The 16,883-nt window shown below is 45.3% G+C and carries 16 protein-coding genes; 13 read left to right on the top strand and 3 right to left on the bottom strand.

Features of this window, described 5'->3' with window-relative positions; translation table 11 throughout:
* The first annotated feature begins 113 nt into the window (after nucleotides 1-113).
* On the top strand, nucleotides 114-1,739 hold the full coding sequence (locus tag JNUCC31_RS09800) for an ABC-F family ATP-binding cassette domain-containing protein (protein ID WP_192270797.1): 1,626 nt from the start codon (nucleotides 114-116) through the stop codon (nucleotides 1,737-1,739).
* Between the two features lie 169 nt (nucleotides 1,740-1,908).
* Here JNUCC31_RS09800 and JNUCC31_RS09795 read toward each other — a convergent pair whose 3' ends face one another.
* Nucleotides 1,909-2,097: a hypothetical protein gene (locus tag JNUCC31_RS09795; RefSeq protein WP_062325854.1), complete on the bottom strand. Its 189-nt coding sequence runs from the start codon at nucleotides 2,095-2,097 to the stop codon at nucleotides 1,909-1,911.
* A 292-nt stretch (nucleotides 2,098-2,389) separates the two neighbouring features.
* Between JNUCC31_RS09795 and JNUCC31_RS09790 the strand changes: the two genes are divergently transcribed.
* The gene (locus tag JNUCC31_RS09790) at nucleotides 2,390-3,277 is read left to right on the top strand and encodes a cation diffusion facilitator family transporter (protein WP_062325852.1); all 888 of its coding nucleotides are present in this window, start codon (nucleotides 2,390-2,392) and stop codon (nucleotides 3,275-3,277) included.
* Nucleotides 3,278-3,374: 97 nt separating this feature from the next.
* Here JNUCC31_RS09790 and JNUCC31_RS09785 read toward each other — a convergent pair whose 3' ends face one another.
* Nucleotides 3,375-3,845 carry a hypothetical protein gene (locus JNUCC31_RS09785; RefSeq protein WP_192270795.1) on the bottom strand — a complete coding sequence of 157 codons (471 nt, stop codon included), beginning with the start codon at nucleotides 3,843-3,845 and terminating at the stop codon, nucleotides 3,375-3,377.
* A 404-nt stretch (nucleotides 3,846-4,249) separates the two neighbouring features.
* Nucleotides 4,250-4,414, bottom strand: a complete 165-nt coding sequence (locus JNUCC31_RS09780) for a DUF1328 domain-containing protein (protein WP_017692264.1) — start codon at nucleotides 4,412-4,414, stop codon at nucleotides 4,250-4,252.
* Between the two features lie 222 nt (nucleotides 4,415-4,636).
* On the opposite strand from JNUCC31_RS09780, the gene JNUCC31_RS09775 reads away from it, so the two are divergent.
* The 11 genes from JNUCC31_RS09775 (at nucleotide 4,637) to JNUCC31_RS09725 (ending at nucleotide 16,877) form a co-directional block, all read left to right on the top strand.
* Entirely contained in the window at nucleotides 4,637-5,149 is a 513-nt protein-coding gene (locus tag JNUCC31_RS09775) for a DUF948 domain-containing protein (protein ID WP_192270793.1), read from the top strand.
* A 15-nt stretch (nucleotides 5,150-5,164) separates the two neighbouring features.
* On the top strand, nucleotides 5,165-5,749 hold the full coding sequence (locus tag JNUCC31_RS09770) for a hypothetical protein (RefSeq protein ID WP_228469599.1): 585 nt from the start codon (nucleotides 5,165-5,167) through the stop codon (nucleotides 5,747-5,749).
* Between the two features lie 95 nt (nucleotides 5,750-5,844).
* A complete protein-coding gene (locus tag JNUCC31_RS09765; protein ID WP_192270789.1) occupies nucleotides 5,845-6,189 on the top strand; it encodes a YflT domain-containing protein in 345 nt (114 codons plus the stop codon).
* Between the two features lie 343 nt (nucleotides 6,190-6,532).
* Entirely contained in the window at nucleotides 6,533-7,702 is a 1,170-nt protein-coding gene (locus JNUCC31_RS09760; protein ID WP_192270786.1) for a PP2C family protein-serine/threonine phosphatase, read from the top strand.
* The gene (locus JNUCC31_RS09755; RefSeq protein ID WP_192270784.1) at nucleotides 7,699-11,424 is read left to right on the top strand and encodes a response regulator; all 3,726 of its coding nucleotides are present in this window, start codon (nucleotides 7,699-7,701) and stop codon (nucleotides 11,422-11,424) included. The genes JNUCC31_RS09760 and JNUCC31_RS09755 overlap by 4 nt, the downstream gene beginning before the upstream one ends.
* 70 nt (nucleotides 11,425-11,494) lie before the next feature.
* Nucleotides 11,495-12,367 carry a CheR family methyltransferase gene (locus JNUCC31_RS09750; protein ID WP_192270782.1) on the top strand — a complete coding sequence of 291 codons (873 nt, stop codon included), beginning with the start codon at nucleotides 11,495-11,497 and terminating at the stop codon, nucleotides 12,365-12,367.
* A 16-nt stretch (nucleotides 12,368-12,383) separates the two neighbouring features.
* Complete coding sequence (locus JNUCC31_RS09745) at nucleotides 12,384-14,057, top strand: response regulator (protein ID WP_192270780.1); 1,674 nt, start codon at nucleotides 12,384-12,386, stop codon at nucleotides 14,055-14,057.
* 86 nt (nucleotides 14,058-14,143) lie between these two features.
* Complete coding sequence (locus JNUCC31_RS09740; protein ID WP_192270778.1) at nucleotides 14,144-14,482, top strand: STAS domain-containing protein; 339 nt, start codon at nucleotides 14,144-14,146, stop codon at nucleotides 14,480-14,482.
* 18 nt (nucleotides 14,483-14,500) lie between these two features.
* Nucleotides 14,501-14,953 (top strand): anti-sigma B factor RsbW, encoded by a 453-nt coding sequence (gene rsbW, locus JNUCC31_RS09735; protein WP_062325833.1) that lies wholly within the window; start codon nucleotides 14,501-14,503, stop codon nucleotides 14,951-14,953.
* Nucleotides 14,950-15,723, top strand: coding sequence for a sigma-70 family RNA polymerase sigma factor (locus JNUCC31_RS09730; protein WP_062325832.1), 774 nt, complete (start codon nucleotides 14,950-14,952; stop codon nucleotides 15,721-15,723). The genes rsbW and JNUCC31_RS09730 overlap by 4 nt, the downstream gene beginning before the upstream one ends.
* 104 nt (nucleotides 15,724-15,827) lie before the next feature.
* A complete protein-coding gene (locus tag JNUCC31_RS09725) occupies nucleotides 15,828-16,877 on the top strand; it encodes a magnesium transporter CorA family protein (RefSeq protein WP_192272906.1) in 1,050 nt (349 codons plus the stop codon).
* The last annotated feature ends 6 nt before the right edge of the window (nucleotides 16,878-16,883 follow it).

Raw genomic sequence — 16,883 nt, 5'->3', positions numbered from 1 at the left:
CTTTTTTGTGTTATAATATGGTGCCAGAATAGGCTTCGGGATATTGAATCCATGATTGAATTAGTTGCTATTCATGCAGTATGCAGAATATTTAATAAAGGATGGTATGCTTAATGATTAGTACAAGCGGCATCACGCTCCGCTACGGAAAACGTGCACTTTTTGAAGATGTGAATATCAAATTCACGCCAGGCAACTGTTACGGTCTGATCGGCGCCAACGGAGCCGGCAAATCAACATTCTTGAAAATTTTGTCCGGTGAAATTGAAGCAAACTCGGGAGAGGTGCACATCACCCCGGGCGAACGCATGGCCGTTTTGAAGCAAAACCACTTTGAATATGATGAGTTTCCGGTTCTCGAAACCGTAATTATGGGCCATAGCCGCCTCTATTCCATCATGAAGGAAAAGGACGCGCTGTATGCCAAAGCGGACTTTACGGAAGATGATGGTTTGCGCGCAGGTGAACTGGAAGGTGAGTTTGCTGAATTGAATGGCTGGGATGCAGAGCCGGATGCAGCGGCACTCCTGATTGGTCTCGGTATTGATCGTGATATGCACGAGAAGAAGATGGTGGATCTGAGCGGTAACGAAAAAGTTCGTGTCCTGCTGGCACAAGCCTTGTTTGGACGTCCAAACAACCTGCTGCTCGATGAGCCTACCAACCACTTGGATCTCGAATCCATTCAATGGCTGGAGAACTTCCTCATGGACTATGAAGGTACCGTTATTGTGGTATCCCATGACCGTCACTTCCTGAACAAAGTGTGTACACACATTGCGGATATCGACTTCGGTAAAATCCAGCTCTACGTAGGTAACTATGACTTCTGGTACGAGTCCAGCCAACTGGCACTTGCTTTGCAGCGTGATGCCAACAAGAAAAAAGAAGAGAAGATTAAAGAGCTGCAAGCCTTTATTCAACGTTTCTCGGCGAATGCTTCCAAATCGAAGCAAGCGACTTCCCGGAAAAAACAGCTCGACAAAATCACGCTGGATGATCTTCGTCCATCGAACCGTAAATATCCGTTCATCAACTTCAAACCTGAACGCGAAGCGGGTAAGCAATTGTTGACTGTAGATCGGATCAGCAAGGCGATTGATGGTGTGAACATGCTGAATGATATTAGCTTTGTGGTCAACAAAGGGGATAAAATTGCTTTTGTAGGCCCGAATGGCAATGCCAAATCGTTATTGTTTGATATCCTTATGGGCGAAACAGAAGCGGATAGCGGCGAATACACTTGGGGCATTACCACAACCCAGGCTTATTTCCCGAAAGACAACTCCAAATATTTTGACGGGGTAGATATGAGTCTCGTAGATTGGCTTCGTCAATATTCCAAAGATCAGGATGAAACGTACCTGCGTGGATTCTTGGGCCGTATGCTGTTCTCAGGTGAGGAATCCCTGAAGAAAGCAAGTGTACTCTCCGGGGGCGAGAAAGTTCGCTGTATGCTGGCGAAAATGATGCAAACTGGCGCCAACGCCCTCATCCTGGATGAGCCAACGAACCACTTGGATCTGGAGTCCATTACCGCACTGAACAACGGTATGATTGATTTTGACGGTACCATGCTGTTTACATCCCATGACCATCAGTTCATTCAAACCATCGCGAACCGGATTATTGAAATCACGCCAAATGGCATTATTGACCGCCAAATGAGCTATGATGAGTATCTGGAAAGTGACGAAATTAAAGAATTGCGTAACAAAATGTACCCGGTAGAAGCTTAAGATAAGCTAATCTGTTTACATTGTGTATAGTTAACCTGGTTAACTATACGTTTTTCTTAAAGATCAAAAAAGAACCGCAAGCTCTCCATACGAGCCTTGCGGTTCTTTTTTGATCATACAAGGTGATCCTTCACGTGTAGAAACCTCTTCTTCAAGAGGTTCTTTCGATCTAGGACCCGCCAGTACGGCGGCGCTGATTGTTAGGCTTCTTGTTGTTTTGGCTTTTCATCGCTTTGGGTCCGCCTTCAAAATAGGCACTGGATTGATTACCCGTGTTTGCCTGTTCTTTCTTCTGCGCCAGTTTCTGACGTATGGCATCCTGCAAACTGATCTTTTTCGGTTCAGTATTATCGCTCATCGTTGTTTCCCTCCCGGTCGTACAGTAAGCCGTCCAGATTGGACGGGATGTACTCATTTTATACGTTTTACAAAAGCGCCACAAGGGCAACCTGATAAAATGCTGGAATCTTTCACTTTTTTGACTGGGCCAACATTCTTTCACTTCACCTACAGCCCTGCGGTCTGGCAACTTTGTTTCGGCCTCCCTACAGCAATGCAGCCTGGCAACACTGTTTCTGTAGACCCACACGGTACGCATTTGGTACCATGGAAAAACCGTAATACGAAACGTAAAAGGAGTGTCGCCCGGTTTGAACGCATATGAAGAAATACGCAAAGGGGAACGAGGGGCATGGGTCAGCATCACGGCCTATCTTATCCTGTCTGCCTTTAAATTAATCTGTGGATATTTATTCGCTTCCAGCGCTTTGCTGGCAGACGGTTTTAATAACGTCACGGATATTGTTGCCTCGGTTGCTGTACTGATTGGACTTCGAATATCCCAGAAACCGCCCGATTCCGATCATGCCTATGGTCACTTTAGAGCTGAAACGGTTGCTGCATTGATTGCCTCGTTTATTATGGCTATGGTTGGGCTGCAAGTGATGGTTGAAGCTGTTCGTTCATGGTATGAAGGGAGCTTCGTAGCACCCAATCTGTGGTCAGCAGCGGTTGCGGTTGTCTGCGCGGTAGTCATGCTGGGCGTGTACCGTTACAACCACCGTCTCGCCAAACAAATCAACAGTCAGGCCCTGATGGCTGCGGCCAAGGATAATCGTTCGGATGCCTGGGTCAGCATAGGGGCGGCGATCGGAATCATAGGTGCACAATTCGGACTACCCTGGTTGGACAAAGTAGCTGCAATTGCTGTAGGTCTGTTGATCTGTAAAACAGCCTGGGAGATTTTCCGCGATTCAACGCATCGTCTGACGGACGGATTTGATCAGAAGGAACTTACAGACCTCAGATCATCTGTGGCTCGGGTGCCTGGAGTGGAAATGATCAAGGATGTAAAAGCGCGTGTACATGGCAGTCATGTTCTTGTAGATGTTGTTATTGAAGTGGACGGAGGCTTAAGCCTGATTGAGGGTCATCAGATCTGTGACCAGGTGGAAGAACGGTTGAAACGGTCACACAATATAATGCATGTTCATGTGCATGTAGAGCCGAAGATGGAAGGCGTTACAGAAAGCCCCTGAACGGATTGAAAGTGAAGCAAAGATTATGAATCAAAAAGAGGACAGCCGCTGCATGAGCGCTGTCCTCTTTACTTATCGTTAGAACGATTATACGATATTATTGAATAGCAACGTGGATCCAGGCTTTACCTTTCCACGTGTAAACTTGCACCCATTGACCGCCGTCGAATCCATCTACGACTTCACCCGTTGTGTCGATCACTTGGGAACCCAATGCACCGATCGGCTTACCATTGGGTGCATCATAGAACCAAGTGCGCTCCAGAAGATTAAGCAGCATGGTTGGAACCAGAACCTCTTCTCCAGCTTTCACCACTGGTTCATCAAAAATTTTGTCATCATCAGTGCCGTATGTTGCGCCCGTAACCGTCTCTGCTTTACCTTCTACAATGTCCACAGCAGGTTTGTTCACTTCAATAGCCGGAGTGGTCGTTGTTGTAGCTGGTGTTGTTGCCTCAGTGGCTTTCTCTGGAGTTACTGTTCCAGTAACCGCTTCCTCAGCACCTGCGGCAGCAGCCATGGAACCCATCAAAGTCAAAGCAGCGGCAATACTTACGATTTTTTTCATTTGTTTTTCCTCCTCGGTTAGGTATGTAATTTGTTGTCCTGTGTTAAAAGTAACCAAGCAAGCTTACTTATGAATCACAAATTATAACAATATTTTAACAATATTTTCTTACTTGCTCCAGTGTCAACTGGAGCATATGTGGGTATAAGGAGAACCATTAAATATCCTACTTCAGTGGGAGAATACCGGGTTGGAAATATTATCATGGTCCTGTTTTTCATGAGTAGCTGGGGAAAGCGATGGAATAGACGAGAAGGGAGTGTAATACATAATAATGATAGCCGCGATGTTCTGGGGGACGATTAATGTAAAAATATGGTGTGAATCACAAAAGCCTATCGGCTTTTGCAAGCACGATAGGCTTTTGTATGGATCGATTGTTATTCATATTCGGAAAGTTCCATTTATCGCATTCGGCTGCGTCCCGTAATCAGGGAGATAACGAACAGTACAACAAAGATGAAGAAGAGTACCTTGGCAATCGAAGCAGCTGCTTCAACAATACCGAAAAATCCGAAAATACCTGCAACAAGCGCAATAATTAGAAATAGTACCGACCATTTCAACATGGGGATTCATCCTTTCGTTTATAGGACTTGGTAGCGAGAAGTGTTCATCTCGCTGCCGTGTGTAGTTGTTCTTTAACCGAGGCATTTCGGGTTGAAACATTGCGAAATTTTTCCGGGCGAGATCGTTTTTACAGTTCGGTTCCCATTTGTTTCGTCGCGGAATGGGTCGGGTAACTATAGCAATAACAAAACCGATTTTTTACTGGAGAGCGAGGTTCTTTTATGATCTATCAAATTAGTGTGGCTTTAATTGCGGTTGCTTTTGCAGTACTTGTTTTCTTTTTAATTCGTACCTTGAAGTCCGCTCAGGGTTCACTCGACAATGTGTCCCAGACACTGCAGGAAGTTCAAAAGACCATTGATGAGCTTAGTTATGAAGTTAAACAGACGGTCAGGCATGCGAATGATATTACGGTTGATGTGCAGCACAAAATGAAACAAATCGACCCAGTGATGGAATCAGTTCATAACCTGGGAGAGGTGCTAAATGAAGTAACCGAGGCTGCCAAACAGGTGTCCTCCACTCTGATGGCCAAGTTCCAGACGAAACGAAGCAGTGCAGAGCAGAGCAAGCGTTCGGAAGTAACGCGTGTGTCTCAGACCCCACCTGTTACACCGACAGATCGGACACTTCAATCGTATGAAGCCACATATCATGATGATGCCAAGGGTGAAAAGAACTGGCTGAAATATGTGGATGTAGCGGCTAATGTTTGGCAGCGTATGCGGAAATAGCATAACCGTTTTGCAATGAATAGAAGTCTTCAGAGCGGTGATGAACCTGATGAAAGGGTGAGAATCATGATGAAACTACTGCTTGTTATGTTTAGCGTAATTTCTCCCTTTTCCGTTCAACCGGCAGCGGTACCCGCTGCTCATGATATGCAATGGACGGTAGTGGAAGAAGAGACACCAGAGGTGATTCTGGCTGCTGATCGATCCGGACCTGTCCAGCATTTTCGGACTCTGAATGACATTTCTCTGGATGACAGCATTGATGATATTTTATCTACCAAAGGCCAACCACTTCATAAGAAACATGATCCTTACCTGGGTTGTCCAGAGTATCAGTTCAAAGGTGTAACGGTTGGGCTATGTGAAGATACAGGTGTGGTCAATTATGTGCATATTGATGCTTCCGAAAAACGTCTAAAGCTTAATCAGGAATGGATTGATATGAATATTGAGGCCATTCGAGATGCGTTGGGCAAGCCGTATTATGTCGCAGAGGATGGAGAAGTATTCCTCCGGGGAAGTCAGGCGCTGAAAGTTTATATGAAGCCAGGCTCCAATCATATTGAAGGAATAGATCTCTTTGACGAATCGGTTTCCTAGGATGGGTTAATCCAGAAGCGTTTCAACCCGATATCGTATGGTTATATATTAAAAGAAGCTCGTTATGGAAGATCAATCAGAGGAGAGTGGAAACGATGAATTCAACCAATGCGCAAGCTTATGCAAAAGTTGTAGAAAACGGAGTCCAAGCGGTAGAAGCGGTGAAAGAATTGCAGATAACCGGATACCTTACTGATCATATCTTCGTTCTCGCCCATGAAAAGGATCGTACAGATCGAATTGCCGATACTGCCGATGCCAAAGAAATTGGCATAAAAGAAGAAGGCATGTTTGATTCCTTGGCAAATCTGTTCCGTTCCCGTGGTGATGAACTCCGGGCCAAAATCGTATCTATGGGCTTCACCGAAGCTGAGGCAGATTTTTATGAGAGCGAACTTGATAAAGGTAAAGTGCTCGTCATTGCCAAAAAGAAAGAATAGAAGATAAACATTAAGCTGAAGTGTTCTGGAAGAGGACATGCTTCAGAATCAATGAGTATTGAATCAAAAACATAGATAAGGAATGGGGGAGCACCCCATTCCTTATCTATGTTTTTGCAAGTTTGGGAGTGAAATCAGAGCGTGGCAAAAACAGGGTACCACACGCAACAATTCTCCCTTGCTGGTGCCATTTACAGATAGAAGTTTTGTTAGATTACGATTATAGTTAGACTAGGAATTATTATGTCTACCGTTGTTTTGCACGCGAAATTTGTATAATTAAGGTTGTTAGCTGCCCTGATAAGAATCGACAAACCCGGACGCCACAGATAAGGAGATAGAAATGAGAATACTTATTGTTGACGACAATCCGACGAATGTCATTATCATTCGAGAAATTCTGAAAAAAGAGAACTATCGTGACATTGTAACGGCAAGTTCTGCCATGGAGATGTTTGAAGTCCTCGGAATTGGTGAGGAAAGCAACGAACTTCGTCCCAAACCGTCGGATATTGATCTGATTTTGCTGGATATGATGATGCCTGAAATGGACGGCATCGAAGCATGCAGTATTGTGCAGAAATATGAAAACCTTAAAGATATTCCGATTATTATGGTTACTGCGATCGGAGATTCCAAGAAATTGGCTGAGGCATTGGATGCCGGTGCATCCGATTATGTGACCAAACCGATAAACAAAGTGGAACTGATGGCCAGAATTCGGCTTGCGCTTCGTCTGAAGCAAGAGAAAGATTGGCATAAAGAGCGTGACCAGCGAATTCAGGACGAACTAAAACTTGCGGCAATGGTTCAGAATGCTGTCTTGAGTCCGGCTATTGAAGATCCGCTGTTTCACGTCAATGCCATTTATAAGCCTTCTTTTGAACTTGCGGGTGATCTGTATTCATGGTATCCGCTTGGTGAAGGCAGATATGGGGTCTTGCTGCTGGATATGATGGGGCATGGGATATCTTCATCCCTGTTTACCATGTTTATCGCTTCCGTGCTGAAGGACACGGTTACAACGTATGTCGATCCGGAGAAAGTTATTCAGGAACTGAATCGGCGCTTTAATCAGTTGCATCTGGAAAAACAGTTGGTACAGTATTATTTTACAGCGATATATCTGGTGGTAGACACCCGGAAGAAACGTATTGATTACGTGAATGCCGGGCATCCGCCAGCACTCTTTTTCCGTCAAGACGGAAGTGTGACAACGTTTGACAGTGTATGCTGCCCTGTGGGCTTGTTTGACAAGATGGAGATTGAACCACAGACCATTCACTACGAAGGTGGCGGTCACATTGCACTTTATACGGACGGATTACTTGAAGCGGTTCAAGGTGATCAAGAGATGCAGCAGGCGTTTATGAAGGAACAACTTGCGGGGTCCCACCAGTGGGATGAAGCCGCCATGCAGGCGTTGTTCTTCGACGATGAAATACCGCAAGAGCGAGATGATGATAAATGTCTGGTATGGATTACCTTAAATGAAGGGGCCGAAGCTGAATGAAGATCAGGAATAAACTGCTGATTGGCTTTACCGCTCTGATGGCCATCATGGTCGTGCTCACATTTGTGAGCTACGAACGACTGAACAGCAGCAATCAACAGGTTGACCAAATGTATCAGGAGCGATACTTGAAAGTCAGGTACACCTCGTCCGTTCGTGGTGAGGTTAATGATATAGCGAAAGTGGTAGCTAACTTGTTGCTTAACCCTAACAATTCAATCAGTGCCGCAGATGGTGAACTGAAGAAAATGGAAGAGAGGGGAGAACGCTCCCTTAAGGAAGTACGTGAGCGCGCAGATAGCGCTGGCGAACATCAATTGGTTGACCGTGTAAATACGGCTTGGGAAGCCTATGGGGCATACGCATCAAAGCAACTCAGTCTCGTGTCGCAAGGACGCGTGGAGGATGCTAATAACTTTCGAAATTCAACAGGGCTCGAAGTACAAAAAGAAGCAGTAGACAGTTTAAACGCACTCTCGCGTTTTCAGGATCAGGAGATTGATTCGGAAATCAAACAGGCGAACGAGGCATATACCCGTGCTGTCCAGATCACTGTAGGCATTATGATTGCGGGGTTGCTGCTTGCACTCGGGGTTATCATGTGGGTATTGCCAAGCATTACAAGAGGTCTCAATACCGTTTCCATGATGATTACCAGTTTTGGTAAAGGGCGTTACCGCACGATCAGACGGATACAGGTCAAATCCACCGACGAGATCGGTGAGATTGCCAGTGTGTTCAAGGATGTTTCCAGTGGTTTGGAAGAGAAACTGGAAGTGGAGAAAGCTTATTTACAAGCACAGCAAGATCAGAACTGGATGAGTTCGAACATAGCCAGAGTTCCGGAGTTGTTGCGAGGCATAGGTTCAATTCGCCAGATCTCACAGATGTTTATTAGCGAGTTCACGCCTGTGCTTGGAGCTCAATTGGGTGTAGTATACCTGATCGATGAAGAGAAGCATCCAGACGAACTGAGACGGTATGGCACCTATGCCTTTGAAGAGAATGAAGATGTCGGCAAAGAGGTTTACCGTATTGGCGAAGGTTTAATTGGCCAAGCCGCATTGGATATGACCCCTATTATTATGGAAAAAACTCCGGACGATTATGTAAACATCGGATCAGCAACGGGATCATCACGTGCTTCTGGTGTGATGATCTATCCTGTCGTATTTGAGGACGAACTGATCGGGGTTGTCGAATTGGCTTCGTTTGAAGGGTTTACCAATCTGCATACACAGCTGTTCTCGCAGCTGATCATGAATCTGGGCGTTATTCTCAACAACGTTCGTCGCCGTTTACGGGTGGAGGAGCTGCTGCGTGAATCCCAGGCGCTTACCGAGGAATTGCAGGTTCAATCCGAAGAACTCCAGACACAGCAAGAGGAACTGCGTCGCTCCAATGAAAATCTGGAAGAGCAGACGGAAGCCCTTAAACGTTCAGAGGAACTGCTTCAACGTCAACAGGAAGAGCTGGAACATTTTAATACCGAGCTGATCGCCAAGACTCGCGCGTTAGAAGAACAGGTGCGTGAAGTGGAAGAGAAGAACGATGAGATCGAAAAAACGAAAACACAATTGGAACAGCAAGCCATGCAGCTGTCGATGACCAGTAAATATAAGTCCGAATTTTTGGCGAATATGTCGCATGAATTGCGTACACCGCTCAACAGTTTGCTGATTCTGTCCCAACTATTGTCAGAGAACAAAGATGGAAACCTGAGTGGCAAACAGCAGGAATATGCCCAGACGATTTATATGTCCGGTGCGGATCTGCTGAAAATGATTGATGAAATATTGGATCTGTCTAAGGTAGACGCAGGCAAAATGGATATCAACTATGAGACTGTCCGAATGGAAGAACTGACTAGCTTTGTTCAACAAAATTTCGGCCCGATCGCGAATAAGAAAGAGCTTAAGCTGAACATTGAGTTCGACAGCAACTTGCCGGAATGGGTATACACCGACAGTCATCGCGTCAAACAAATTCTGCGGAATCTCTTGTCGAACGCGTTTAAATTTACCAATCGGGGGTCTGTTAGTCTGATTGGACGGCAAATGAAAACTGAAGAACTGCCTGGGTATCTGAACACGAATCAGGAATATGTAGGCTTTACCGTGCAAGATACCGGAATTGGAATTCCTTCGGACAAAACCGATCTAATCTTTGAAGCATTCCAGCAGGTGGATGGCACAACCAGCCGCAAATATGGGGGGACGGGTCTGGGACTGTCGATCAGCCGCGAGCTTGCGCGACTGCTTGGTGGTGCCATTCAGGTAGAATCCTCCGAGGGTGTTGGCAGCAGCTTCACGCTGTTCCTGCCGGATAATCACGAAGAAGTTATTCAGGAAGACGAAGCGGCGAGAGAAGCTGCTGCTTCCATGGAGAGCCCATATTCTGCAAGGAACACACGAACGATGCGCTCGGGCAGACAGACCATCCTCACACCTGACCCAGACCCGGAAAGTGTTTCGTTCATGGAGCTGCCTCAACCCAACTCTTCTGTGCCTTCACAGCTGGAAGATGATCAGGAGAACCTATCGGAAGGTGACAAGATTCTCCTTATTATTGAGGACGATGTGAATTTTGCGCACATATTGATGGACATGGCGAGAGGCAGAGGATTTAAAGCTATTGTGGCGCTTCAGGGAGACAAAGGGCTCGAAATGGCCCGTCAATATTTGCCGGATGCCATAATCCTTGATATTCAGTTGCCTGTCATGGATGGCTGGGCTATCCTGGGCGAACTGAAAAGCAGCTCGGCGACACGTCATATCCCGGTACATGTCATTTCGGTTATTGATGATATGAAGCAGGGGTTGATGATGGGAGCCATTGCTTATCTGAAAAAACCTTCCAGTAAAGATTCGCTGGATAAAGCTTTCTCTCATATCGAATCCTATACAGAGAATCAATTGAAACGTTTATTGATTGTCGAAGATGACGAAATACAGCGGAAGGCGATCATCGAACTGATCGGTCACGATGACGTCGTAATCACAGCAGTATCGACCGGCAGTGAGGCCTTGAATGAATTGCACAGTCAACGCTATGACTGCATGGTTCTGGACTTAATGCTGACAGATATGACCGGGTTCGAGTTGCTTGACCAGATTCGGGATGATCAGTATTTGAATGATCTGCCGATCATTATTTATACAGGCAAAGAGCTGGACAGCAAAGAAGAGATGAAGCTTCGCAAATATGCGGAGTCCATTATCATCAAGGACGTGAAGTCACCTGAACGGTTGCTCGATGAGACGACTTTGTTCCTGCACCGGGTAGAAGCAAACCTGCCGGAGGACAAGCGTCGAATCTTGCAAAAGCTTCATAACAAGGAGACCTTGTTTGAAGGGAAGAAAATATTGCTCGTGGATGATGATATTCGTAATGTATTTGCTCTTTCAAGTGTGCTTGAAGGCTATCGCATGGATGTGACATTTGCAGAGAATGGCCGTGAAGCTCTGGAGATTCTGGACAAGAACCCGGAAATTGATCTGGTATTAATGGATATGATGATGCCGGAAATGGATGGTTATGAGGCGATGACACGGATCAGACAAATGCCGAAATTCGAGAAATTGCCCATTATCGCCTTGACCGCAAAAGCAATGAAAGATGATCGAGGCAAGTGTATAGAGGCCGGAGCATCCGATTATGTAAAAAAACCGATTCAAACGGATCAATTGTTATCCTTAATGCGCGTATGGCTGTATTCGTAACCCTCTAGTTTGGGTAATGAAAGACAATACAACATTACGCAAGTAACAAATGAAGAAGTGGAGAGAAAATATGACACCGTGGGAACCTACCGAGGCGGAGGCAGAATCGATCCGCATGCCGCAAGATGAAGAGCGTGAACTGATCGAGATCGAGTTGCTGTTGGAAGGTATGCACCGTTTATATGGATATGATTTCAGGAACTATGCGTTACCGTCATTAAGACGCAGAATCTGGCATTATGTACATGCCGAAGGGTTGAAGACCATTTCAGGTTTACAGGAGAGAGTGCTTCATGACCGTTCTGTTTTTGATCGTTTTATACAGAATCTGTCCATCCCTGTAACGGAAATGTTTCGTGATCCAACCTTGTTCCGTTTCTTCCGGGAAGAGATTATTCCTGTACTTAGGACTTATCCGTACATCCGGATATGGCATGCAGGATGCTCTACAGGGGAAGAAGTCTATTCCATGGCGATTATGCTGCATGAAGAAGGACTGTACGACAAGGCAAGAATATATGCGACAGATATGAATGATCGCTCATTGCAACAGGCCAAGGAAGGCGTATATGGCATTGAGAAAATGAAACTGTATACTACAAATTACCTGGAAGCCGGGGGCACTCGGGCATTCTCGGAATATTACACAGCGAAATATAATTCCGTTATGTTTCATCCTTATTTACGGAAAAATATTATTTTTGCCGAGCATAATCTGGCAACAGACCGGTCATTTAACGAGTTTAATGTGATTTTTTGCCGTAATGTCATGATTTATTTTAATGATGAACTTCGGAACCATGTGCACGGGCTATTTCATGAGAGTTTGAGCCACTTCGGCATTCTTGTTCTGGGGTCAAAAGAATCAATACATTTTACGGAATTCAGTGATGCCTACGAGCCGTTAGACCGGACGGAAAAAATATACCGGAAAATTAAATAGGGGGTTAGGCCTAGTCATGGGGCTCAATGAACCAATCCATATATTATTGGTAGATGACCGCCCCGAGAACCTGCTCGCTCTCGAAGCGGTTCTGGAATCGGAACAGTACAAGCTCGTCAAGGCAACCTCCGGGGAAGAGGCGCTCCGTTGTTTGCTTAAAGACGAATTTGCGGTCATTGTGCTGGATGTGCAGATGCCTGGGATGGACGGAATTGAGACAGCAAAGTTAATCAAGGCGCGTGATAAGTCCAAAGACGTTCCGATTATATTCATCTCTGCAAACAGCAGAGAGGCAGAGCACTTATTTGCAGGATACTCTGCCGGGGCCATTGATTACATGGTCAAACCGTTTATCCCTCAGATTTTGAAATCCAAAATCGAGGGCTTTGTAGAAATGTTTATCACGAATAAGCGTTTGAAAACACAAACCATGCTGCTGCACCAGAAGACGCAGGAACTGGAAAAGATGAATCAGCAGCTCATTCAGGCCAAAGAGGAAGCGGAAATCGCTGCAAATGCGAAGACCGAATTCCTCGCCATGATGAGTCATGAGATCCGCACACCGATGAACGGCGTGATTGGTATGGTCGATCTATTGATGGAAACGGATCTAAAGGAAGATCAGAAGGAGTATGCTGATATTGTTCGTCGCAGTGCGGATTCACTCGTCACGGTGATCAACGATATTCTTGATTTCACCAAGATGGAATCCGGCAAAATGGAGCTGGAAGAGCATCCATTCGAACTGGTTTCCTGCATTCGTGAAGTATTGAGACTTTTCGCGGTAGAAGCCGGCAAAAAGAATATTGAGCTGGAATATTTCCTGGAGGATACGGTACCCGAACTAATCTACGGAGATATGGCAAGGCTTCGTCAGGTTTTGTTGAATCTCATTGCTAATGCCATTAAGTTCACGGATCATGGCGGCGTGTATCTGATTGTATCCGTTAGTGAGGAAAAGGACGGGCGGATGACGTTGGAGTTTGCAGTAAAAGATACTGGCATAGGCATAGCGCCAGACAAAGTCGATCGATTGTTCCAGCCGTTTTCCCAACTGGATACATCCATGACGCGCAAATATGGTGGAACTGGTCTGGGTCTTGCCATATGCAAAACACTTGTTGAAATGATGGGTGGACAGATTTATCTGGATACGAGTGAGCTGCGTGGTGCAACGTTTGTATTTACCATCCAGGCGAAGCGGTATGTAGAGACTGAGTTTACAACAGGCATGGGGGAAGATCAGCTCACCGAAACGAAAAATGTTGAAATGGATCCAAGTGTGCTTATCGTCGATGATCATCCTATCAATCAAAAACTAATGTCCATCATGCTTGGCAAGCTTGGGCTGGTTGCAGACATCGCCGAAGATGGCAAGAAGGCACTGGATATGGTTATGGCCAATCCAAAATATGATTATGTATTTATGGATTTGCAAATGCCGTTGATGGATGGACTGGAATGTACCCGCAGAATTCGCGATAGCCTTCCTCAAGGCCAGCAACCTGTTATTGTTGCGATGACTGCCAATGTTATGGATGGCATTCAGCAACGATGTTTAGCTGCAGGTATGGACGATTACATTAGTAAACCGGTGAAAATGGGACATGTTAAACAGAAATTGTCCCTATTTCAGGAACAGAGACAAGTGTACAAATCCAATTCATCGGCCATGAATCAGGCTAATTGAAATAATTGCTAATTCGTTTTTTGTTTCATACGTGCTGTAGATGGGTTATTAGGTAAAGAAACCATTGATCAGGAGAGAGATGTCTAATGAATACAAATAAAAATGAAAAATTCAATGCAAGAACAGAAACACATGACGGTATGTGCACGGTGTATCTGACTGGCGAACTGGATTTGTCCGTTGCTCCTGAATTCCGTTTGGTTATGGAGCCGCTCGTGGACAACAAGGAACAAGATTTGGTCATTAACATGAACGATTTAAAGTACATTGATAGTACAGGGATTGGTATCCTGTTATCTGTTCTGAAAGCACGGCATGGAATGGAAGCTCGCTTTGAAGTACAGGAAGTTCCTGCGCAAATTCAGAAACTTTTTGATATGACGGGTATTGCCAAATTCTTTGTCTCACAGAAGAATTCCCAATAGGAAAGGATCGAAAAAGGAATGAATGCAGAAGTTCAAAGAGTCACCCTTAATTTACCGGCGACAGCTGATTACGTTGATATTGTAAGACTCAATCTATACGGTGTTGCGTCCAAAATGGGATTTTCTTATGAGGACATTGAGGATATGAAAGTTGCTGTATCCGAGGCCTGTAATAACTCTGTACTGTATGCTTACTCACACGAAGGCGGCATGGTTGAGGTTGTGTTCGAAGTGGATAGCGATACGCTGGCCATTACCGTCAAGGATGAAGGTGCAAGCTTCGAGAACATCAATCCGGCAGTATCACGTGCTGGTCTTCATGACAAAGAACTGTCAGATGCCCAAATCGGTGGACTTGGTTTCTACCTGATGCAAGCTCTGATGGATGATGTCAGTGTGGAAAGTGAGACGGGCAAAGGTACGAAAGTGGTACTCGTAAAACGTCTTGCAAGAAGTGAGGAGAAAGTATGAATGAAAAAGTGACTCCCCCAGAGTCCATGTCTGAAGCGATAGGTTTGATCTGGGAATACCAGCAGACCCAGGATAACGAAATTGCGACAGTTCTTATCCGCAAATATGAACCGATGGTGAAGATGGCGGCAGGTAAAATTGCGCGGAATCGACCCGATCTGTATGAGGATTTGTATCAGACCGGGCAGATGGCTTTGATTCGACTGCTGAAGCAGTACGACATCAATCTCGGTATTCCGTTTGAACCTTATGCCATGAAGAGCATGATCGGTCATATGAAAAATTATTTGAGGGACAAGTCCTGGTATATTCAGGTTCCCCGAAGAATTAAGGAAAAGGGTGCGCTTGTCCAGCATGCCATTGACGAATTAACAGTGAAGCTGGAGCGTTCACCAGGTGTGAACGAAATTGCTGAATACCTTGACTTGACTCCAGAGGAAACCATTGAAGTCTTGGCTGGTCGGGAATGTTATCACTATGTGTCATTGGATTCTCCATTATCACAAGATGAGAGTGCAGCCACATTGGGTGAACTGATCAGTGCAGATGTGAATGACTTCGATTCGGTGGAGAAGCGGATGGACTTGCAACAGGCATTGGGACAGTTGAAGGAACAGGAACAAAAAGTGCTTATTTTGGCATTTCAGGATGGTCAGTCACAGCGGGCAATCGCTCAGAAACTGGGGGTATCCCAGATGAGTGTATCCCGGATTCAAAAGCGAGCCACTGAAAAATTAAAACAGATTATGTCGAATGCTTCTTTGTTATGAGATGTAGATCGGTGACGATATTGAGCACGGCATAGAAGGACACGTATGCATTCCATTGGAATCACGTGTCCTTTTTTGAGATTAACGAGATACTAATGAACAGAATGAATGCAGGAGTGGATGTTGTGATTGTGGATAAAGTCAAGCTGGAGGCGCGTCGGGACAAGTTCACTTATTCAGACCAGTGGGAATGGTGGGATTGGGTGGTACCTGATCAGGAAAGTATGGCCGATGCCTTGGAAGAACTAACGAGCGTATTTCCAGAAATGCAATACTGGCTTCGCAAAATACCGGAGGTAGAGTCCAATTACCTGTCCGTCCGCTTCATGAATGGCACGGAGCCTGTAATATTCGGATCATTATTATATGCCGTTAAGAATGAGAGAGACGACCAACGCAAAGATAACCAGATGTTCTTCTACGTGGATCAAAACAGACTGGTTACCCTGAATTTAGATGATAATACAAGAGGTATTATGAATACAGGTGAACGTTCGGCTATGCTCCAACAATGCAATGAAGCTCGGGATGGCATGTTTGTGCTGTTTCGCGCCATATTGCATTATTACCATGTCGGAATGGACCATTTTGAGATGAATTTGCGTGATTTGGAACGGAAGATGGAATCCCGCAATGCACGCACACTAATGGATCAGATTCTTGTGGCCAGATTTGAGCTGCTGTATTGGAGCAATCTGTTCATTCCTTATTCCGAATTAATGGCAGCGACCAAGGAAGCCTATTTGGATGAAATGAAAGAGAACCGCTTTTTCCAACAGCTCAAGCATCGGATTGAACGAATGGAGCGGTTATTCAAACATTATGAGAAAGAGATTGATACACTGATCTCCATTGATAATGCCATTTCAGGAGTGCGGGGCAATGATATTATGAAGACGCTGACCCTTGTAACCTCGGTATTCACGCCCGCAACGGCTGCAGGAGCCATATGGGGAATGAACTTCGAGAATTTGCCTTGGATCGACAAAACGTGGGGGGTTGTGCTGGTCCTTGCACTCATAATCATTAGCATGATCGGCATGTATGTATGGATGATGATGAGAGGATGGACAGGGGATCTGCTCAAAGTGCAGTCCTCCCAGTCGGCGGCCAAAGAAACAGAGAAGAGTTCCCGTGTCAAACGAAGGCGATGACTTTAC

Origin of the sequence: Paenibacillus sp. JNUCC-31 (genome assembly GCF_014844075.1) — a bacterium.
Taxonomy (GTDB): domain Bacteria; phylum Bacillota; class Bacilli; order Paenibacillales; family Paenibacillaceae; genus Paenibacillus.
Note: the sequence above shows the minus strand (reverse complement) of the source record. Positions and strands in the feature narration are given on the sequence as shown.